At 45.7% G+C, this 19,752-nt stretch carries 17 protein-coding genes and 1 pseudogene; 15 read left to right on the plus strand and 3 right to left on the minus strand.

Annotated features, from left to right (window positions below; translation table 11 throughout):
* Nucleotides 1-2: 2 nt before the first annotated feature.
* A complete protein-coding gene (folE2, locus tag MKY74_RS34010; RefSeq protein WP_076175297.1) occupies nt 3-932 on the minus strand; it encodes a GTP cyclohydrolase FolE2 in 930 nt (309 codons plus the stop codon).
* A gap of 247 nt (nt 933-1,179) precedes the next feature.
* Here folE2 and MKY74_RS34015 point away from each other — a divergent pair, with 247 nt between their 5' ends.
* The 3 genes from MKY74_RS34015 (at nt 1,180) to MKY74_RS34025 (ending at nt 3,505) form a co-directional block, all read left to right on the plus strand.
* Nucleotides 1,180-1,656: a Fur family transcriptional regulator gene (locus MKY74_RS34015; protein WP_208629393.1), complete on the plus strand. Its 477-nt coding sequence runs from the start codon at nt 1,180-1,182 to the stop codon at nt 1,654-1,656.
* Between the two features lie 423 nt (nt 1,657-2,079).
* A complete protein-coding gene (locus MKY74_RS34020; protein ID WP_341014083.1) occupies nt 2,080-2,550 on the plus strand; it encodes a (2Fe-2S) ferredoxin domain-containing protein in 471 nt (156 codons plus the stop codon).
* A complete protein-coding gene (locus tag MKY74_RS34025; RefSeq protein ID WP_076175295.1) occupies nt 2,471-3,505 on the plus strand; it encodes a CobW family GTP-binding protein in 1,035 nt (344 codons plus the stop codon). The genes MKY74_RS34020 and MKY74_RS34025 overlap by 80 nt, the downstream gene beginning before the upstream one ends.
* Before the next feature lie 62 nt (nt 3,506-3,567).
* Here the strand turns inward: MKY74_RS34025 and MKY74_RS34030 are convergent, their stop codons facing one another.
* Complete coding sequence (locus MKY74_RS34030; protein WP_076175293.1) at nt 3,568-4,566, minus strand: CobW family GTP-binding protein; 999 nt, start codon at nt 4,564-4,566, stop codon at nt 3,568-3,570.
* Nucleotides 4,567-4,999: 433 nt separating this feature from the next.
* Between MKY74_RS34030 and MKY74_RS34035 the strand changes: the two genes are divergently transcribed.
* Both MKY74_RS34035 and MKY74_RS34040 read left to right on the plus strand, forming a co-directional pair.
* Nucleotides 5,000-5,494, plus strand: coding sequence for a CobW C-terminal domain-containing protein (locus MKY74_RS34035; protein ID WP_076175291.1), 495 nt, complete (start codon nt 5,000-5,002; stop codon nt 5,492-5,494).
* A gap of 42 nt (nt 5,495-5,536) precedes the next feature.
* The gene (locus MKY74_RS34040; protein ID WP_076175288.1) at nt 5,537-6,406 is read left to right on the plus strand and encodes a class I SAM-dependent methyltransferase; all 870 of its coding nucleotides are present in this window, start codon (nt 5,537-5,539) and stop codon (nt 6,404-6,406) included.
* A gap of 1,414 nt (nt 6,407-7,820) precedes the next feature.
* On the opposite strand, the gene MKY74_RS34045 is transcribed toward MKY74_RS34040, so the two are convergent.
* Entirely contained in the window at nt 7,821-8,576 is a 756-nt protein-coding gene (locus tag MKY74_RS34045) for an IclR family transcriptional regulator (RefSeq protein ID WP_076175285.1), read from the minus strand.
* A gap of 326 nt (nt 8,577-8,902) precedes the next feature.
* Between MKY74_RS34045 and MKY74_RS34050 the strand changes: the two genes are divergently transcribed.
* The 10 genes and pseudogenes from MKY74_RS34050 to MKY74_RS34095 all read left to right on the plus strand — a co-directional run bounded on the left by MKY74_RS34050 (nt 8,903) and on the right by MKY74_RS34095 (nt 19,673).
* A complete protein-coding gene (locus MKY74_RS34050; RefSeq protein WP_076175283.1) occupies nt 8,903-9,829 on the plus strand; it encodes a dihydrodipicolinate synthase family protein in 927 nt (308 codons plus the stop codon).
* A 33-nt stretch (nt 9,830-9,862) separates the two neighbouring features.
* On the plus strand, nt 9,863-11,509 hold the full coding sequence (locus tag MKY74_RS34055) for a hypothetical protein (RefSeq protein ID WP_076175280.1): 1,647 nt from the start codon (nt 9,863-9,865) through the stop codon (nt 11,507-11,509).
* A gap of 28 nt (nt 11,510-11,537) precedes the next feature.
* Nucleotides 11,538-12,488 (plus strand): ABC transporter permease, encoded by a 951-nt coding sequence (locus tag MKY74_RS34060; RefSeq protein WP_144025518.1) that lies wholly within the window; start codon nt 11,538-11,540, stop codon nt 12,486-12,488.
* Between the two features lie 13 nt (nt 12,489-12,501).
* Nucleotides 12,502-13,404, plus strand: coding sequence for a carbohydrate ABC transporter permease (locus MKY74_RS34065; RefSeq protein WP_076175277.1), 903 nt, complete (start codon nt 12,502-12,504; stop codon nt 13,402-13,404).
* Nucleotides 13,405-13,416: 12 nt separating this feature from the next.
* On the plus strand, nt 13,417-14,820 hold the full coding sequence (locus MKY74_RS34070) for a sialidase family protein (RefSeq protein ID WP_076175275.1): 1,404 nt from the start codon (nt 13,417-13,419) through the stop codon (nt 14,818-14,820).
* A gap of 30 nt (nt 14,821-14,850) precedes the next feature.
* Nucleotides 14,851-15,260: pseudogene (fucI, locus tag MKY74_RS34075) on the plus strand (L-fucose isomerase); the annotation flags it as partial.
* An 11-nt stretch (nt 15,261-15,271) separates the two neighbouring features.
* Nucleotides 15,272-16,945: a ribulokinase gene (locus tag MKY74_RS34080; protein ID WP_076175272.1), complete on the plus strand. Its 1,674-nt coding sequence runs from the start codon at nt 15,272-15,274 to the stop codon at nt 16,943-16,945.
* A 583-nt stretch (nt 16,946-17,528) separates the two neighbouring features.
* Nucleotides 17,529-18,323 carry an NmrA family NAD(P)-binding protein gene (locus MKY74_RS34085; RefSeq protein ID WP_279628511.1) on the plus strand — a complete coding sequence of 265 codons (795 nt, stop codon included), beginning with the start codon at nt 17,529-17,531 and terminating at the stop codon, nt 18,321-18,323.
* A gap of 199 nt (nt 18,324-18,522) precedes the next feature.
* Entirely contained in the window at nt 18,523-18,867 is a 345-nt protein-coding gene (locus MKY74_RS34090) for a helix-turn-helix domain-containing protein (RefSeq protein ID WP_076175267.1), read from the plus strand.
* Nucleotides 18,789-19,673 carry an IS3 family transposase gene (locus tag MKY74_RS34095; RefSeq protein WP_167372924.1) on the plus strand — a complete coding sequence of 295 codons (885 nt, stop codon included), beginning with the start codon at nt 18,789-18,791 and terminating at the stop codon, nt 19,671-19,673. Before MKY74_RS34090 ends, MKY74_RS34095 begins: the two co-directional genes overlap by 79 nt.
* The last annotated feature ends 79 nt before the right edge of the window (nt 19,674-19,752 follow it).

Consider the following 19,752-nt stretch of genomic DNA (forward strand, 5'->3'; position numbering starts at 1 on the left):
CGTCAACGCGTCGCCGCTTCCTTTCTTTTATCGTACGTGATTACAGCATAAGCATCATGCATATGAATGGATTCCTCGTTTCGACATTCCACAGTGAAGGCTTGAACTGCGTCTATTTCATATAAATCTGCGGAGATAAGCCGCACCATATCTTCCACAAAACGCGGGTTTTCATAAGCCTGTTCCGTGACCTTTTTCTCGTCCGGACGTTTCAGAATCGGGTGAAGTGAACTGCTTGCGTTAGATTCGGCAGCCTCCAATAAGATGGCTTTCCAATCACATCCCGAGTCTAATAAGGGATTGATCTCGATAGTCATCGTGACCGTCCCTCGCTGATTATGGGCACTGTATTCACTAATTTCTTTGGAGCAAGGACACAAGGTGGTGACGGCAACGCGAAGGCTGACTTCCGCAGTAAAATCCCTCCCTTTTTCGTATCCAGTCTTGATCGACACTTCCGCATGACTTAGCCCGGATTTCCCGGTAACCGGGGCTGCTCGTTCGTAAAACCAAGGAAACGTCATCGTCATTTCGGCTTTATCCTGTTCCATCCGTTTGGCAAGCTCATGGACAAAGTTACACAGATCGGCAAGATTGCTTGTCCAGTCCTTTTGGCGATAAAGTTCCAATTGTTCCGTCAACCGGCTCATATTAATGCCTTTGGACTCGCGAGGCAAGCTCGTAGTCAGCGTCATCGTTGCAATGCTGCTTTGGATCCTCGGTTCCAATTCGGAACAAACCAGAACAGGGTGTTTAACCCGGCAAATGCCGACATGATCAATGGGGAACAGGTAGTCTTGTCGGAAATTTTGCAGGTCGGTCATGTGTTCCTTGACCGTAGGTTTGTTACCAGGAATAGGGTCTGTTGAACCAAAACGGCGGAGCCGTTCTGCCTTCGGGGGAAAAATCCTTTGGTTACTGGTCGATTTCATCGTTTCCACCTCATGCTGTAGTGTGTTTTTTATAAATGGTCCCTGACGGATTATTGGTGACTAACATTCTCCTAAGGGGCCGAACATGATTTTTAATCGTAAATATTACAAATAAGTGTAATACAAAATGTGTCCCAGGTAAATATTCCGTTTGATCATATGACAACATTCCCCTATTTTTGATAAAATAAATAAGACAGAGTTCTTTCTGATGAAGCTTCCGTCAGGTGGGATGCATTGTACATTGATGAAGGGAACGTGTGATGTTATGAAAGACAGCCATTCCAAAGTTAGAGAGATGCTGGATACGATGGCACGAAACGGATGGAGAGTAACCGAACAGCGAAGAATGCTTGCGCAAATTTTTGCCGATCATGAAGGATATCTGTCGCCCAAAGATGTTTACGATCAAATGTCGATTCGTTATCCGAGCGTAAGCTTGGATACGGTGTACCGTAATCTCCGGATGTTAAGTGAGATGGGAGTATTGGAGCATTTCTACTTTATGGATGGCGGCCTAAAATTTAGGGATAATTGTTCTGCACACCATCACCATCACTTGATTTGCGTTAATTGTGAAAAAACACTCCCTTTTGATTATTGTCCAATGGACCATCGTTTTGATTTGCCGGGGAATTACAAGGTGTTACGACATCGGTTTGAGGTATACGGGATTTGTGAGGAATGCCAGATGCTGCAAAACGAAGAACCAATAGATGAATAGTCAGGATGCCTGCAACGTATCCTTTCATTCGTAAGCATGCGATCTTTTCAAGAGAGCATGCTTTTTTGTGAAGTCCATAAACGATGTTGATAATCGTAAAAATTACGATTAAAATAATGATGGAAGCAAATTCTTAAGGAGGACGCAAAGAAGGGGTGGGAAAAAGGGTGTAACATGCCTTTCATTAATCGTAATTATTACGAATTAATAAGACCAATGACTCGAGATGGCTTTGTATGCAAGGAATAAAAAGGTGGCCCATTCATTGATGGGTGTACCTTAGCTGCTGGCAGTCGCAGAGGACGTACAAGCATAAGACATGTTCTGTAACCTGACAATTAAAACTGTAGACGGACGGCTGCCCAAGTGAATTCGGTGCAGACGATTTCGCGGTGGAGAACTACCGATAAGGAGGATGACTATATGACCACATGGAATTTGCAAGATACATCTTGTCATTTACTGATCTGCAATGGTGGGAACTGCATGAAACATCAGGCAGAGGAAGTAACGCTGGCGATCAGGGACGAAATCAACCAGCTCGAAGCAAATCGTCAAATACATACGACACGTACGCGCTGTAATGGACGATGCGACGATGCCTGTGTAGTGATCGCTTATCCAGAAGGGGTCTGGTACAAGGAAATGACACCTGAACTGGGCAGAGAATTGGTACGCAGACATGCCGCTGGAAGTCGTTTGGTGGAACAAATGGTCTATACGTTTAATCAGCGTTTCATGCCTACCGGACGATCTGTGAAAGGTCAAGAAAAGCCATCGGCAAAAGTAAATCGCAGTAAAAAGGAGAGTTCAAATGAAATCCGTTCCGATTCTGATTTTGTCGGGGTTCTTGGGCAGCGGAAAGACGACCTTGCTGACCCGAATGCTGAATGACGATTTACGAAAAGGGATCAAGCCGGCAGTCATTATGAATGAAATAGGGGATGTCAATCTGGACGGTCAACTGGTGGGTATGGGGGTACCGATGTCCGAAATGCTCAGCGGCTGCATCTGTTGTACGATTCGTGGTGATCTGGCTATGGAAATCAGGAGGTTGATTGATGAAGCAAATCCGGATCATATTCTTATTGAAGCATCTGGTGTTGCAAATCCGATCGAAATCTTAGATGCGGTCACGGAAGCTGCCTTTTTCAATCCGATCGAGATCCAGGCAATGATTACTGTTGTTGACGCAGCGCATTTTTTGGATCGCTCCCGTATTGGAAAGGGGAGAACCTACCGCTTGATGAAGGACCAAATACGATGTTCATCAATCCTTGTCCTAAATAAAAGCGATCTGGTATACACGGAAGATTTGGAAGAGATTCAAAAGAACATGATGGGGTTGAACCCGTTCGCTCCGATCATACCTACAGCTCATTGCGACATGGACGAAGTAGTCTGGCTTCAGAGCCTCTCGTCAAAAGTCGAATTGGACGCCATAGATCGCTTACGTACGGAACATCAAGAGCGGTTCGACTATAATGATTCAATAGATCATCTGCATACACAAGAGCACGAACATCATGAACACAATCACGGTATTTCAGGGCACCATCATTCTTATGATCATGTAATGGCATATTCACACTATTTCCCGGAACCGTTAGAGGATAACGAACTGGAGCGAGTTTTGAATGATTTGCCTGATGGGGTTTACCGAGCAAAGGGTATTTTTACGTCTAAGAAAAACGGAAAACGGGTAATGTTTCAATTTGCCTACAGGCAATTGGAGCTGATTACGATTCAACCGGAAAGTAAAATTCAGGATGCCGCTGTTTTTATTGGGGAGCATTTTTCAAAAGAGTCTTTACTTAAGAAGCTGGAGGAAATCGCTAGACCTGCATGAGCCAGTCATTGAAAAGAAGCGCACATTCAGATGTGCGCTTCTAACCTAATATCAAATTTGGTTTAATCAGCTACGCATGCTGCAAATTGCTTGCGGAACCATTCCTCGTCCAAATTTCGTCCGATCACAACAAATTCGCTTGTAGGCACCTCATTCGGTTTCCAGTCCCTATCCGGATACGCACCAAACAGCATGTGAATGCCTTGGAATACCACTCTTTTTTTGCTGCCTTTAATGTTCAAAACCCCTTTGTAGCGGAATGTGTCCACACCATGTTCGATAAGCCATTCGTTAATGAAGCGTTCCAGCTTTTTTAAATCGAGAGGGCGGGTTTCACGGAAAAACACAGAGAAAACTTCATCATCATGATCGTGATGCTCTTCTTCTAAAAATCCAGGTTCAATCTCCAGTTTCTTATCCAAATCGAAAGCGTTAATGCCCAGAATGCGGTTGATTTCGATTTCTGATTGCTGTGTACGATAAATCTTGGCAGCCTGGTTCATCGCATGCAAACGCTCTTCCAACTGCGTGAGTTCTTCTTCGGACACAAGGTCCGTTTTGTTCAACAGAAGTACATCGGCAAAGGCGACTTGTTCCTGGGCTTCATGTCCTTCATCCAGATGTTGTCCTGCGTGCTTGGCGTCTACCACCGTGACGATCGCGTCGAGATTATAGAAGTTTGCAACTTCATCGTCGACGAAAAAGGTTTGGGCCACCGGCGCCGGATCTGCCAAACCTGTGGTTTCGATCAAGACACGGTCAAAATCGGCTGCTCGGCGACCACTTTTCCCAAGCTTGGCATCCTTCAAATCAGCAAGAATACGGATTAGATCGCCTCTCACTGTACAGCAGATACAACCGTTATTCATTTCAAAGATTTCTTCGTCCGCGCCGACGACCAATTGGTTGTCGATCCCAACTTCACCGAATTCATTAACGATAACCGCGATTTTCTGACCATGGTCGGCGGTTAATACATGATTTAGCAAGGTCGTTTTTCCTGCTCCGAGAAAACCTGTTAAAACAGTAACTGGAATGCGTGGATCATTTAAGGTTGACATCTAATTCACTCCTTCGCTTTAAATGAGCTTAATCGTAATAATTACTATTAAATTATAGGAGTTGGTGATTGGATTGTCAATTTCTGAGTTTCAAACCAATACTTACTTTTTAATGACGATACAGATAAATGCTATGATCCAATCTTAACCGGGTTTGTCGAGACATGACCTCAGACGTGAAATACATCTGCGCAACGACGATCCAGAAGTGGTATTGCGGCAGAAGAAGGGGGGGAGATGCTATTCATGTTGACTTCAACATGGAAAGTTAATAAAATAATAATCGTAATAATTACGATTAATGTGATAATCAGTTCCACGCCTATAAGATACAAACCGAAAATAAGGGGTTGTTATTGATGAGTGAAATTGCTGTATTAGCTAGTGTAAAAACCAGTGATCATAACAAATGCATAGGAGAAACTCATTAATCATGGATGAAAGCAGGCATAGAATTTTTTCCTTTGACTATATTAGAAGGGTCCCATTTCATCCGGATAGGTTCCTGAAATGGATTAACAATAATTCAAGTTGTAGGCTCTGCTCCAAAGGAACAATCTGGTTGGCAACTCGAAATCACTTGGCCATTTCGTTTTCTTTATGTGGGGAGAAGTGGAGTATATCCCCGGAAGGCCTTTGGCATGCTGCGATTGCTGATGAAGGTCAGTACAGTAATGACATTCTTAAATCGATCCAAGATCACGATTGGGATGAGCAATGGGGAGATCGGCTTACTTCACTTAAAGTTTTTTGTTCTCCTTATGATAAAGAAAAAGTTATAAATACGCTGGACTCTGCTTTGTTGAATGTCGATGAAATAACAAGTAATTGGATGTTCTTTAATGACCCATTGCCTAAATTTGATTGGCTAAGTATTTTACAGAAGCAAGTTATTTTTTTGAAAAATGATCGTAATTATTACGATTAACAAACGAGCTGATATATATAAATTCTTGAAAGGGGAAAGCGTATGTATCATGGAGTCAGGCTTTCTTTGGACAGCAAAAGGCTGTGGTTGGACGGGATGAAAGATTGGAATGGAAAATTACCCGAAAGAATGACGAATGACGAACAAGAAGAAGCGTTTTGGCAGAATATGATTTCGAAAAAGGCAACTGCAACTGATGGTTATGATGACTATACAACAAAGATTAGGCCTGAAATTCTTAACCTGCTAGGAGAAACAGACACGGTTTTGGAAATTGGGCCGGGATGGGGGAACTATACCTTTGAAGTAGCCAATAAAGTATCTTCTCTTACTTGTGTTGACAGCTCTCAAAGTGCACTGGATTTTCTGAAGAAGCAAGCAGAACTTAAAGGTATACGTTCCATGCGATTTTTACACGAAAAATGGGAGAACTTTAATCCAAAAGAGAAATTTGATGTTGTTTTCGGAGTAAATTGTTACTATCGCATGCAAGATATTGAACAAGCATTGATAAACATGAACAACACGGCACGCCGTTTAGCAATTGTAGGTGTGACGAGTGGCCCTGAAAAGCCTCACTTATGGGACTTACATCACGAGTTGGGGTATAAGGTAAAGTTCGGACGTCGAGATTATATTTACTTGTTAAACCTACTGTATGAGATGGGGATTGACGCAAACTGTAGGATCATCAATTTACAGCGAATGAACCGTTATAGCTCTGAGGAACAACTGATAAACCAAAATCTCGATGTTATATTAAATGACGAGTTCGACAAGCAGGCCGCAAAGGATATTCTGTTTCGCTATGTGAAGAAAGAAAATGAAGAATTTGTATACCCGCATCATTTCAAAGCCGCACTTCTTTACTGGAAACCCGAGTCCATAGAAAAATGGGGTTATAAAAAATGAAGAAAATTAATAACAACGTGGCGATGTTGGAATTAAACAGAGAAACATTTATCCTTGCTTTGTCCATGATGATGCTCAGAGTGTTTTGATAGACGCGGGGTTCCCCAGTTTAATTGAGTTACTGAGAAAAGAAATGGCAGCTGCTGTTCAACTTTATAATTACGTAAAAAAATTGAAAGTTGTCCGATAGCAAACTTTACAAAACAAATAAGAATAGAAAGTAGAATATGCCGGAATGGGATTTTAGTTATGCAGACGGTTACACCAGCAATTTTAAGCAAGAGAGTAAAACGCATGGAAGGTCACCTATTAAGCTATTGATGACACGACAGCTCAATAAAGAATTTTGAAGGCAGAGGGCTTTTTAGTTCGCCTTTTTCTCAATAAACGGGGAAGTTGTGTTCAAAAAGTTGGTGTATAATTATGATGTAACTATGATAAAACGAGGCGTGGATTATTGCCAGGGTCCATATTATTGGAGGAGCGGAAGTGATAGGTCATACATAGCAGAGTTGTTGAATTAAACACTCAATATTTACATTAAAGAAGATATATTTTGTGGTGATGAAAAAGGTTATGGGGAGAAAGTTAGTTTAGGAGCGACTGAGTGTTCGTTTTTCGGTTTCAACGGCCTAGAACTGGGCTTTCTAGAAATAACATAGCCATCACAAGATAGGGAAGCTATGTTATTTCTTTCAATTTTGTTTGTGTGAAGTGATCAATAACAATCTCGGTTGTTTCTTGAGCGTGCAAAGCAGGCTCTGTATCGGTCTGTATTGCACCTTCTTCTAGCAGAATTAAAGCGTTGGCAATTCTTCGGAATTCGATGAGAGACTTTGAATCAGTAAGAGAAGCGATATAATATCGCATAAAAGTCTTATACTGATGAGCAACCTTATAGTGCGTCGGGGATGATCCGTAAATTTCGAGGCGGTCTTAATGTATGTGAGGAAATTAAATTCTGGTTCCTCGTTTATCAACAGAATATTTAACGATTTTTTCCGTTCGCCATCCTGTCTCATTAGATATTCGAGTACGAGATCATTGTTTGATTGAAAGTGAATTTAAAGTGTCATCTTGGCAACATTGGATTCTGAAACGACCTAGTCTAAACCAGGTGACTTAATTCCTTGTTTGTTAATAAGTCAAAAGCGCCCTTTAGAGTATGGTTTTTTACTTATATTAGCCCCCTTACTCCCTCCTTTTCGCAAGAACCTTTATACAGATATCAGTCTCATTATTATAAATCGTTCTGAAACCATTGGTAATTCGAAAGAGTTTTAAAAGTTGGTTGCATCGGCATTGCGGCAATCGAGATCCCATCCTAGGCAAACTTGATCAGAGATCGCTTCCTGTGCATCTCACAACCATTGCTGACCGCGGTATTACTCACCAATCCTTGCCTAAGCTAAGGCTAGATTCGCAAACTGATCTTCTGACTGGAGGTACGTAACTTCTCAGCATACTCTTTCACCGTTTGATCATCTAAGCGGAGCGAAGGACCGGAGATGCTCATGGCCCCGAGCAGGGAGCCATCACGTTTAAAAACGGGCACCCCGACGCATTTAATCCCGAATTCATGCTCCATATTGTCAATACTGTAACCTCTTTTGCGGGTGAGCTCCAACTCATCGAGCAGAATATCCTTTTCGGTGATCGTATTCGGAGTATACACGGCCATGCTCTGGCCGGCGATCGCCTTGACAGCGCGATCTGGTGGTAAGTTCGCAAGAATAGCTTTTCCCAGTGATGTGCAGTACATTTCAGCCGTTTCGCCAACCATAGAGCGAGAACTATATGAGGAACTTGGATAGACGCCCTCAAGGTAAATGATGAGAGGTTCCTTGGGAAGCGCGAAATAGACCACTTCATTTATTTCAGTGGATAGTGCGCGCATGGGTGGATAGATAAGATTGTGAAGCCCCAGGTTGGAGTTGATGATATAGGCAAGCTCGAGAACCTTCATCCCTAGGCGATATTTCCCGTTATCAGGATTTTTTTCCATATATCCGAATTGCTCAAAAGTAGAAACTAAGTTGTGAACGTTGCTCTTGTACAGTCCGAGCTTTTCGCTGATTTCAGAAATACCAAGTTCCGTTACGGATGCGGAGAAACAGCCCAGAACATCTAGAGCTTTTTTGAGTGTTTTGACTTTTACTTCTTCGGTCATAAGAATTGTTCCTTTCGTCATCCCTGGGGGTGGTCGTAAAGCATCTGGTATTATGTGACTAGACTTCCGGTGTGAATCTTCGTTCCAAAAAACATAACTACTTTCTATTATCGGTCATAATGAAGTGATTGTAAATAATTCGCAACTCATTATAAAAATCAAGGTGTTAGAAATAGATCATGTAAAATGACTATCAAAAACGCATTTACAGTAACAATTTGACGTGCTATGATGATTCTTGATCGAGAGTAGGAAGTTAAAAACTTCCTTTTTTTTCGAGATAATATAGAACGATGTTCTATATTATAGAACATTAAGGGGGCGATATGATGCATAGCATCAGTAGTGGAGTTTGGCCGACCATGGTGACTCCTTACAACAAGGACAATGAAATCGACTTTTCAGCAGTAGAAAGACTGTTGGAATTCTATCGGCAGCGTGGTGTCACAGGCGTTTTTGCCGTGTGTCAATCTAGCGAAATGTTCCAGCTCAGCCGGGAGGAGAAGAGCCAGTTGATCAGACATATCGTCAGCCATGCGGGGGATCTGCAGGTGATAGTGTCTGGACATACTGCGAGCAGCCTCGATGAGCAGATCAGCGAAGCAATGGAGTTAACAGTCGAGGGCGTCTCTGCTTACGTCATTTTACCTAACAGATTTGCGGATGCTGATGAATCTGACGATCAACTTATTGCAAAAATGAAAGCGTTCTTATCTGAGGTTCCTTCCATTCCGCTAGGCATTTACGAATGTCCCTATCCGTACAAGCGGCTGCTCACACCAAAGGTGTTATATAGCTGTGTGGAGTCAGACCGCTTCTTGTTTATCAAAGATACCTGTTGCAGGGTGGAGCAGATCGCCGAAAAATTGAAAATCATCGCTGGAACCGGTATTAAGCTGTTTAATGCTAACAGCGCAACCTTGCTGGAAAGCCTCCGAATGGGGGCGGATGGCTATAGTGGGGTCATGGCCAATTTCCATCCGGAATTTTATAGTTGGCTCTGCCACTCTTATCAGACAGATCTACAGCTTGCAGAGCAGGTCCAACAGTTTTTGGGTGTATGTTCAATGGCAGAATACCAGTCTTATCCCGTCAATGCTAAATTCGCTTTATCCCTTCAGGGGGTTTCTATGGAGATCTTCAGCCGCATGTTCGACGCTGACCTGTTTACCGAATCGCAAAGGCTAGAAATCCAGCAGCTTGTTCAATTATCTTCATTGGCTCATGATTTCTTCCAAATCACGAGCCATTAAAGAACCTGGACGATCTATAAAGGAGGTTTATGAATGAAGAGAAAAATATACAAGTCTATTGTCACCTTGGGGTTGCTGCTCGGTCTGACAGTCGGATTGCTTGCGGGCTGTAACGAGAGTTCGGAATCTTCGGCAGGGAAGAGCTCTGCATTAACGCAAGAAGTCAACGGGAAAGCTGACGGCGGTGTAACAAATCTGGAGGGATACCCGATTACGACGAAGCCAATAACGATCAAAGCGGCGGTTATGTACAATTCGCTGCGACCAGACATGGATAAATCGGTAATCTGGAAGTATGTATCGGAGAAGACGAACATTAATCTGGAAATCGAGGTAGTGAAGGATCAGGACAAAGCGGATCTAATGTTCGCGAGTGGTGATTTTCCCGACCTGTTGATGGGGGTAAATATCAATGCAAACCAGATGACAAATTCCGTGGACGGCGGCTATTTCGTCGAGATAGAACCACTGCTAGAGAAGTATGCACCGACTTGGAATCGCTTCATGAAGGAGAACCGGTTGGTATACAACGCTTCTCTTGCGACTAATGGGAAGCTTTATGGTCTGCCCTATATCGATTTTGCGCCCTATGACCGCAACATTCGGGATCAATGGATCATCATGAAATCTTGGTTGAGTGAGTTGAATTTGGAGATTCCCAAGACCACGGCAGATTTTAAGAAGGCTCTTGAAGCGATCAAGGCCAATGCTGGCAAAGGAACGATTCCTGCCGACGTGATACCATATTATTTTCTCTATGACAGTTATGTCGGCGGGCAGTTTGACATTTACGGGAGCTTTGGTGTTTATATCACAAGCGGTGATTATGTCGTCGTAGAGGATGGCAAGGTAAAGGACCAGTCTACCAATCCGGCAATCAAGGAGCCGCTGAAGTACCTACGTGATCTCTATGCGGAGGGGTTAATTCCACCCGAGATATTTACCGACGACTGGAACACGTATGCCTCAAAGATTGGGTCGGATCCACCCATTGTCGGCTCATACCACTCATATGCTAACCGTCAACTTGACGTGGGCAGTGCGATGGGACCGCTGGACAGCGGAAATGGGACAAAGCCCTTACTCCGTAGCCAGGCATATGTGCCCGGCCCCGCTAATGCGGCGATCATAACTAAAACTAACAAATATCCCGTTGCAACTGTAAGACTGCTGGAAGCTATTGCTAGCGATACGGATATGCTGCTGAATGTCAGTCGGGGAGCTAAAGGTATCGTCTGGGATTATGACAATGAAGGCAAGGCCTACCAACTGTTCTGGGAAGAATCTCCAGAGAAAATGGCAGCGAATTCAAAGTATCTCGGGATGCATAACTCATTTGTAGCGCTGAAGGATCAGACTTTTTACGATAAGGTCTGGAAAGAAATCACATATGATCAGGTCAATTCTCGTGGCTGGGCTTATCAGCATGTTTACAAGGATGCGGTGATGCCAAATGACATGATTTACGTTGAAGGAGCACTGAGCCAGGATGATAACAATTTACTAAACCAATATCGAACTGATCTAGGCAATTATCGTAAAGCGATGTTCGCGGATTTCATCACTGGCAAGCGCGACATTGATAGTAACTGGGATGCCTATGTCAAGCAAATGCATAAGTTGGGTCTGGAATCCTTCATTCAACTGAAGCAAAAAGCATACGACATGATGGTTAAGTAATTTGATGAACAATGGAGGGGAATCGATAATGGTGGGTTCATCTGGACCAAATATACGGGGGAAGAATGAGAAACCCCTGAGCATCCGAATATTACAAAGCTACCAACTGTACCTGTTTCTCTTTCCTGCTGTTTTGCTCTTAATTATTTTCAATTATTTGCCTATGTACGGCATAATAATTGCATTTAAGGATTTCAAACCCCAGCTCGGTATTCTTGGCAGTCCATGGGCGGGATTTAAATATTTCGATCGCTTTTTCTCGATGCCGATGTTTGGTGTAGTGCTCAGGAATACCCTGGTCCTCAGTTTTTATGAGTTGATAGCGGGTTTTCCCTTACCGATCCTTCTGGCCTTGGCCCTGAACAGTTCGTCCAGATCCAAACTAAAGAAACTTGTGCAGACGGTGACCTACGCGCCTCATTTTATTTCCATTGTCATCATAGTCGGGATGATCAATATCTTCTTCTCCCCCTCGATGGGAATTGTCCGCAATTTACTTCATAGCGCTGGAATTCTGGAGGGCAATGTTGATGTGCTAATGAAAGCGACCAGTTTTCCACACCTATACGTCTGGAGCGGAATCTGGCAGAGTATCGGATGGAACAGCATCATCTATCTCGGTGCCTTGTCCGCAGTGGACCCATCGCTGCATGAAGCCGCGATCGTCGATGGAGCATCCAAATTTAAACGTATAATTCATGTCGACCTGCCCGCGATTCTGCCTACCATCGTGATTTTGCTTATCCTGAACTCTGGGTCCATCATGAGTGTTGGCTTTGAAAAGACTTTTCTAATGCAAAATGCCTTCAATTTAAGCATGAGTGAAGTCATCAATACTTACGTGTACAAAATCGGGATTAAAGAAGCCCAGTACAGTCTATCCTCTGCCATCGGACTGTTTAATTCCGGCGTCAACTTTATAATGATCATTCTGGTCAACCAAATCAGCAAACGGCTTGGACAGGAATCGCTGTGGTAAGGAGGGAACACAAATGCATCAAACCATAAAAAAAACTCGTTCAGACACAATTTTTGAATATGTCAATACCATACTCTTGGTAGTATTGTTGCTGATCATCGCTTATCCGCTGTATTTTGTAATCATCGCCTCAATCAGCGATCCGAAACTGGTGACCAGCGGACGGATTCTGTTTTTTCCTCAAAGCTTCAATCTGAAGGGGTACGCAGAAGTGCTGCATTATTCACCCATTTGGACTGGATACCGCAATACATTGATCTATACGTCTCTATATACCTTTCTCTCCGTGATGATCAGCTTGATGGCGGGCTATGCGCTCTCACGTAAGAGCTTTCCGGGTAAACATATTGTTTCGTCATTCATGATCTTTACCATGTTTTTTAACGGTGGTTTGATACCGACTTATTTGTTAATGAAGCAAATCGGATTATATGGTAGCCCGGCGATCATCGTCCTTATGGGAGCGGTTAATGTAACAAATATCATCATTTGCCGCACTTTTACAAAGTCGACAATCCCCGAGGAACTTTTCGAAGCCGCAAGTATTGATGGTTGTACGCATATTTCCTTCTTTTTCCGGGTTGTGTTTCCAGTTTCCAAGGCACTTATCGCTGTAATGGTGCTCTTTGCAGCAGTAAGTCAGTGGAATTCATGGTTCAATGCAATGATTTATCTGAGACGAGAGGACCAGATGCCCCTGCAGATGGTACTGCGTGATTTGATCGTCAGCCAATCCGCTCTCAGTCAAGCCAGTGATTCCGCTGCCATAGGAGGGGACGCAGCCGCACAGATCTATCTCGTGGAGTCCATGCGCTATGCAGTTATCATCGTATCTACTTTGCCGATTATGTGCATATACCCATTTGTACAAAAGTACTTTGTCAAAGGTGTCATGATCGGCTCGATCAAAGGCTAGGAGGTTTTTTACATGAGAGGATATTCAGTTTGGAACTATAGTCCGTACCGTCCGTTGAATCAGATAGAGCAGACCACTTTGCCCTATATCTGTCGGTTGGCACCTAAAGAAACCACTGTTGAATTGGAATGGTTGGACTGTGGGTGTGTGGGAAGGCATTATGTAAACTACCGTGTTTATAGTTCCAGCGAGAACTTTACTCGGTTAGAACTGACTGACAGGATAGCCACTATAGAAGGGCTTGTTCCTGAAAGTGACTACGAGCTATATGTGGAACGCGAAGACGGAAGTGGTAGGAGTGATACGAGGTTGTTTCGAACCGGAGCAGCTGTTGGAACGGTGGTAAATTACCTTCATCCAGAGGATGAAAGCTATTCTTTCTCCGGGCGGTACCTGTGTAGCCCTTCCCTAGTCATGCTGCCTTCGGGTGGGCTTCTCGCCGCGATGGATGTGTTCGCGGGTCAGTCGCCGCAAAATTTGACATTGCTCTTCCGTTCAGACGATGGCGGCTTGCATTGGCGATATGTCACGGAACTGTTTCCTTGTTTTTGGGGTAAGCTATTCTGTCACAGAGGGGAACTGTATATGCTTGCCACCTCGACAGAATACGGTAGCCTGATCATCGGCAAATCGCAGGACGAAGGTCAGACATGGTCCGCTCCGATGACGATTCTGCCCGGCGGTGGCTGCACAGGACAGGGACCCCACAAGGCCCCCATGCCGGTGATTGAGGCAAACGGCCGACTGTACACCGCTATTGACTATGGCTCGTGGAAATCAGGTGGGCATGCCAACGGGTTACTCTCGATCGCAACCGAAGCCGATCTGCTAGTGACTGACAATTGGCTCTGCACCAGCTTTCTCCCCTTCGATGAGAACTGGGAGGGTGCGGCCATAGGAAAAGGTGGAGGACTAGAAGGAAACGCTGTCGTGGGGCCTGACGGGGAAATCTATAATGTACTGCGTTACCAAATGGCCAACTGTGTACCGGCCTACGGCAAAGCAGTCGTGTTAAAAGGTGATCGTACCAATCCAGAAGCCCCTTTAACCTTTCAATGGTTCGCAGAATTCAACGGTGGCAGCAATTCTAAGTTCGACTTGCTGTATGACAAGCGGTCGGCAGTCTATTGGGCCATTGTCAGCGAGGTTGTGGACGAGACCAAACCTACTCAGCGTAATGTTCTGTCATTAGCGATGTCACGAGATTTAAGGACATTTTCCATCGTCAAACGATTGTTAGACTATCGCCATGAAGATGCCGATGCGGTGGGATTCCAGTATGTCAGCTTCTTGATCGACGGCGATGATATTTTGTATTTGTCACGCACCGCAATTAATCAGGCGCACAATATGCATGATTCCAACTACATCACTTTTCACCGCATTGAGCGTTTCCGACAGTACCTGGATTCGTAATCGAAGCCTCTGGCGGTATCGACGGAAGGAATGCCGGTGACGATCGCCAGAATCAACCAGGTGGAAGGGGGCGGACCCGTGCTGCATTTAGTGGAAGGATACATGGTTGAACTGCCTGATGAGGTCCATGATGTGTTGGATCAGCGGAGCGATCCGACATGGCCGACTACATGGTTTGTGCCGAATCTGACGGGCGAAGAGCTCTTTAAGGATGTATATTCGGTTATGAGCAACTTGGGCTCCAATCATGCCGCCATGAGCTATGGGCATGCCGGCGGCAATTTGATTACACTGGCTTCGATGCTGTGGATTCCGGTATGGATGCATAATGTACCAGATGAAAGGGTTTTCAGGCCGACCGCCTGGACGGCATTCGGAGGACTGGAACCGGTTGAGCAGATTACCGGGCTCGCACCGCATACGGTCCGTTGTATAAATAGGAGGAGGTCAAATGAAGCGGCGATATGCGATTGGTATCGATTACGGCACCGAATCTGGAAGAGTCCTGCTCGTAGATCTGTCTACGGGCGAAGAGGTGGCCACCCATGTTACAACTTATTCACATGGTGTCATTGACGAAAAATTGCCGGAAACAAGTGAGAAGCTTGGGCATGATTGGGCGCTGCAGCATCCGGGAGACTACATTGACGTATTGCGGCAATCGATTCCGGAGGTACTCTCGCAATCGGGGGTGCAGCCCGAGCAGGTGATCGGCCTCGGGATCGATTTTACAGCCTGTACGATGATGCCGCTCGATAGCAAGGGGACGCCTTTATGTTTGCTTGCGGAATGGAAGGATAATCCTCATAGCTGGGTGAAGCTCTGGAAGCATCATGCCGCACAGGATGAGGCCAACCGGATCAATGAAGCGGCAGCGCAGAGGAAGGAGAAGTTCCTTCTGCGTTATGGCGGCAAACTCTCCTCGGAGTGGATGCTGGCCAAGGCATGGCAGATTCTGAATGAAGCGCCAGATGTATATGAACATGCGGATTTATTGATGGAGGCTGCAGATTGGGTCGTCATGCAGTTGACTGGGGAACTGGTGCGAAACAGCTGCACCGCGGGCTATAAGTCCGTATGGCATAAGCGTGACGGCTTCCCGTCGAGGGATTTTCTTAGATCGCTTGATCCGGGATTGGAGCAGCTCGCGGACACCAAGCTGAGAGGGCCGATCAAGAAACTGGGCACAAGAGCCGGAGGGCTGACGGACGAAATGGCCTCCTTGACAGGGCTTATTCCCGGTACAGCAGTCGCTGTCGGCAATATCGACGCCCACGCGATGGTGCCTGCCGTCAGCGTCGTCACGCCAGGGAAATTAGTTCTGACCATGGGCACATCGACCTGTCATTTGATTCTAAGCGACAATGAAGTTCATGCCGAAGGCATTGCCGGCGTTGTGGAGGACGGAATTATTCCCGGTTACTATGGTTATGAAGCCGGGCAATCCGCTGTAGGAGACATCTTCGCCTGGTATGTTAATGAAGCAGCACCGATTGATGTAAAGCGCCAGGCTTCAGAAACGGGCATGAGCATCCATGAATGGCTGGAGCGCGAGGCCGCCAAGCTGAGTCCGGGCGCAAGCGGACTACTGGCCCTCGATTGGTGGAATGGCAGCCGGTCCGTACTAATGGATGCCGACCTCAGCGGAGTGATCGTTGGGTTGACGCTTCAGACGAGGCCGGAGGAAATTTACAGAGCGCTTCTCGAAGCGACTGCCTATGGAACCCGGGCAATCATCGATACTTTTACCCAGGGTGGCGTTGAAGTCAATGAACTGTACGCTTGCGGAGGACTGCCGCAGCGCAACCGGCTGCTGATGCAGATCTACGCCGATGTGACCGGAAAGGAGATCAAGATTGCCGACACGGCCCAGACCGGGGCCTTCGGGGCGGCCATGTTCGGAGCTGTGGCGGCGGGCACGGAGAAGGGCGGCTTCGGTAGCATTGTGGAAGCTGCGGAAAAAATAGCGCGTGTTCGTGAGGAGACGTTCAAGCCAATTGAAGCCAATGTTCGTATCTACGACAGGCTGTATAGCGATTATAAAGAACTGCATGATTACTTCGGAAGAGGCGGCAGCGATGTAATGAAACGATTGAAGGCCATGAAGACAAACAACTCCCGCTGAAGTTTTCGCTAATATTTTTCATTAGACTGCAATCGATTCTTTAATGGATTTTTACTGAATCGATAAAAATTACGATACCAGATTGAACAGCTTTGAAAACAGCAATGGACTAAAGGGAGGAGCAGCAAGAGCCAATAGAGGGGTCAAAGGAAATGCATCTGAACGGGTTGGGGTCTGTGAAACCAAAGTATTGATGGATGAGGTTGGAGCGGGCGTCATTCATCGGATATGGACGATGAGTAGCGATCGATCTGCCTCATATCGATATGTAATGGGACGGTGCATATAAGCCTACCGTATCGGCACTGCTGGTGATTCCTTCTGTGCGGGGCTAGGTATTGCCATGCCTTTCAAGAATGACGCATTCTATTTTCACGCCTTCTGGAACCGGGAGAACGGTACCGTAATTGGCATAAACATGGGGGATACTCTACGGGCTCCCGTTACTCGGGAAGCTGGTGGGGTGAAGGAAAAGTGGAGGTGTTCCTTGACGGTAACAACGAACATCCGACACTGGTCGGAAATGACACTGAGGTATAACGGTACCATCTGGGGCCAAGGAATATAACATTTACTCATCGATATCAAGGTTGTCGTTGAGGAATTGCTTAAACGTATTCCCTCAGACCATTTAGGTGTAAGTGTCCGAGATGTCGGGCGAGCGAAGGAACTTCAAAAACGAGGTATTCGCGTTAGGCGGGGGGATTATACGGATCCTGGTAGTCTTCTTCACGCTTTTGAGGGAGCGACGCAGGTTCTCATCGTTTCCAGCAATGTCTTGGGAGATGAGGCTGTTCGTCAGCATTGTACGGCAATCGACATGGCTAAAGAGGCAGGCGCCGACCGAATCCTCTACACAAGCCATATGAGCTCGTCGCCAACATCGCATTTCCCTCCTGCAGTTGACCACGCCGCCACTGAGGAAGCGTTGAAAGCTTCGGGGGTGCCATTCACGTCCATGAGAAACGGGTACTATACAGCGTCCTTACCCTGGTTTCTCCGCGACGCCCTTAAGACCGGGGAGTTGGTTGCGCCAGAGGACGGGCTGGTTGCTTGGACTACCCACGCTGATCTGGCCGCAGCAACTGCAACGGTATTGAGCGAGCAGAATCTGAGCGGATTAACACCAAGTCTCACGGCTACGGAAGCTTTAGACCTAGAAGAAATTGCGGCTATCCTCATGGAGTTGACTGGCCGGTTAATTCGCCGTGTCGTCGTGTCGGATGATGAGTTTCGCGCCCAATTAATATACCAAGGCTTACAAGACCGTGTGGCCGATATGTTTATGACGTTCTTCCTGGCAAGCCGAGCAGGCGAGTTTGCCCCTGCCGATCCAACGCTTGTAAGTCTGGTTGGACGACCGTCCATCACCGTGTGAGAAATCTTAACGAGCTCACTCCACCTAATCTGAAGGCATTGAAGCTAGGTCATTTAGACATTGTCCCTTGTTTTCACTGGTGGGATGTATATATTTATGCTAAGAATAGACCTACGTCTCTATTGAAGTGCACCCCTTAGAATAGACATTGGAAAAACCCCTTGGTTTAACCGATGAATTTCTAGGGGGTGCATTTTTAATGGCTATTAAAGGTCAAAAGTTTAAGACGTATTCTGAGGAACTCAAGATGGAGGCAGTCCGCTTGCACGTAGAGGAAAAGTGGACATATCGGCAGATCAACGATCATTTGGGAATCCAAGATCAGGGTCGGATGAAGCGTTGGATGCGAAAATACCGTGAAAAAGGTGAGTTTGGTCTACTGGATCAACGAGGAAGGCGGAAGGAATATTTAGATCAGGAGCGATATGTTCAGCAGTTGAAACGGGAGAATACGATGCTAAAAAAGTGTTTGGAAATCTGGATACAGGAGGGAAAGAACAGTGCTTCAAGCTCATTGAACAAGCAGCGGACATCGGCCAAGTAGCTGAATACTGCCAACTCCTTGGCGTTTCTAGAAGTGGTTACTACGCATATTTGAAGCGGAAGAACAACGACCGAGACGCCGAGGCTAAACGACTCGTCCGCACGGTGTATAAACGCTACGAAGGAAGGTATGGCTACCGGCAGATCCAGTTGTTCTTGTGGCAGGATGAAGGTGTATGGATGAATCACAAGAAGGTACTGCGCCTTATGCAAAAGCTCGGTCTTCAAGCCAGCATTCGTCGGAAACGTCGATTTAATATGACATACCAGGCTGCCGAGCGTGTAGCTGATAATCTGCTTAAGCGAAATTTCACAGCCGAAAAACCAAGCCAGAAATGGGTGACGGATGTGACTCAATACCGGGTAGGCGAGCGCTGGTTGTATCTCTCGGCAGTGAAGGACCTATTCAATAACGAGATTGTGGCCTACCAACTTAGCGAACGTAACGACAATGAGCTGGTCCTCCAGACCTTTGCCAAGGCATTTGCAAAGCAAAAAGACGTGACCGGATTGGTCGTTCACAGCGACCAAGGGTTCCAGTACACGTCTCATGCTTACCACGACATGCTGCCAAAGGTTGGCGCCCAAATCAGCATGTCTCGTCGGGGCAATTGCCTAGACAACGCCTCCATGGAGAGTTTCTTCTCGCATCTCAAAACGGAAGGACTCTATCCCTATGATATACGAAATCTGGCAGAGGCACAAAGACAAATTGAGAAATACATACGTTTTTACAACCGAAGACGACCACAACGTAAATTAAATAAACTGACGCCGGTAGAGTACCGGCGCCAGTTTCTAGCTTAGGTGTTTTTTCGATGCGATTCCCCCGCTGTTAATACCTTCGCCAGGTAATTCTTCCTCGTATAATGGTATTTGTAAGATC

The sequence above is a fragment of the Paenibacillus sp. FSL R5-0378 genome, assembly GCF_038009285.1.
GTDB classification, from domain to species: Bacteria; Bacillota; Bacilli; order Paenibacillales; family Paenibacillaceae; genus Paenibacillus_AQ; species Paenibacillus_AQ favisporus.

What these genes read in the sequence shown, in the direction of transcription:
- folE2 (WP_076175297.1), bottom strand. Translation starts at nt 932, where the DNA reads ATGAAATCGACCAGTAACCAAAGGATTTTTCCCCCGAAGGCAGAACGG.
- MKY74_RS34015 (WP_208629393.1), top strand. Translation starts at nt 1,180, where the DNA reads ATGAAGGGAACGTGTGATGTTATGAAAGACAGCCATTCCAAAGTTAGA.
- MKY74_RS34020 (WP_341014083.1), top strand. Translation starts at nt 2,080, where the DNA reads ATGACCACATGGAATTTGCAAGATACATCTTGTCATTTACTGATCTGC.
- MKY74_RS34025 (WP_076175295.1), top strand. Translation starts at nt 2,471, where the DNA reads ATGAAATCCGTTCCGATTCTGATTTTGTCGGGGTTCTTGGGCAGCGGA.
- MKY74_RS34030 (WP_076175293.1), bottom strand. Translation starts at nt 4,566, where the DNA reads ATGTCAACCTTAAATGATCCACGCATTCCAGTTACTGTTTTAACAGGT.
- MKY74_RS34035 (WP_076175291.1), top strand. Translation starts at nt 5,000, where the DNA reads ATGGATGAAAGCAGGCATAGAATTTTTTCCTTTGACTATATTAGAAGG.
- MKY74_RS34040 (WP_076175288.1), top strand. Translation starts at nt 5,537, where the DNA reads ATGTATCATGGAGTCAGGCTTTCTTTGGACAGCAAAAGGCTGTGGTTG.
- MKY74_RS34045 (WP_076175285.1), bottom strand. Translation starts at nt 8,576, where the DNA reads ATGACCGAAGAAGTAAAAGTCAAAACACTCAAAAAAGCTCTAGATGTT.
- MKY74_RS34050 (WP_076175283.1), top strand. Translation starts at nt 8,903, where the DNA reads ATGATGCATAGCATCAGTAGTGGAGTTTGGCCGACCATGGTGACTCCT.
- MKY74_RS34055 (WP_076175280.1), top strand. Translation starts at nt 9,863, where the DNA reads ATGAAGAGAAAAATATACAAGTCTATTGTCACCTTGGGGTTGCTGCTC.
- MKY74_RS34060 (WP_144025518.1), top strand. Translation starts at nt 11,538, where the DNA reads ATGGTGGGTTCATCTGGACCAAATATACGGGGGAAGAATGAGAAACCC.
- MKY74_RS34065 (WP_076175277.1), top strand. Translation starts at nt 12,502, where the DNA reads ATGCATCAAACCATAAAAAAAACTCGTTCAGACACAATTTTTGAATAT.
- MKY74_RS34070 (WP_076175275.1), top strand. Translation starts at nt 13,417, where the DNA reads ATGAGAGGATATTCAGTTTGGAACTATAGTCCGTACCGTCCGTTGAAT.
- MKY74_RS34080 (WP_076175272.1), top strand. Translation starts at nt 15,272, where the DNA reads ATGAAGCGGCGATATGCGATTGGTATCGATTACGGCACCGAATCTGGA.
- MKY74_RS34090 (WP_076175267.1), top strand. Translation starts at nt 18,523, where the DNA reads ATGGCTATTAAAGGTCAAAAGTTTAAGACGTATTCTGAGGAACTCAAG.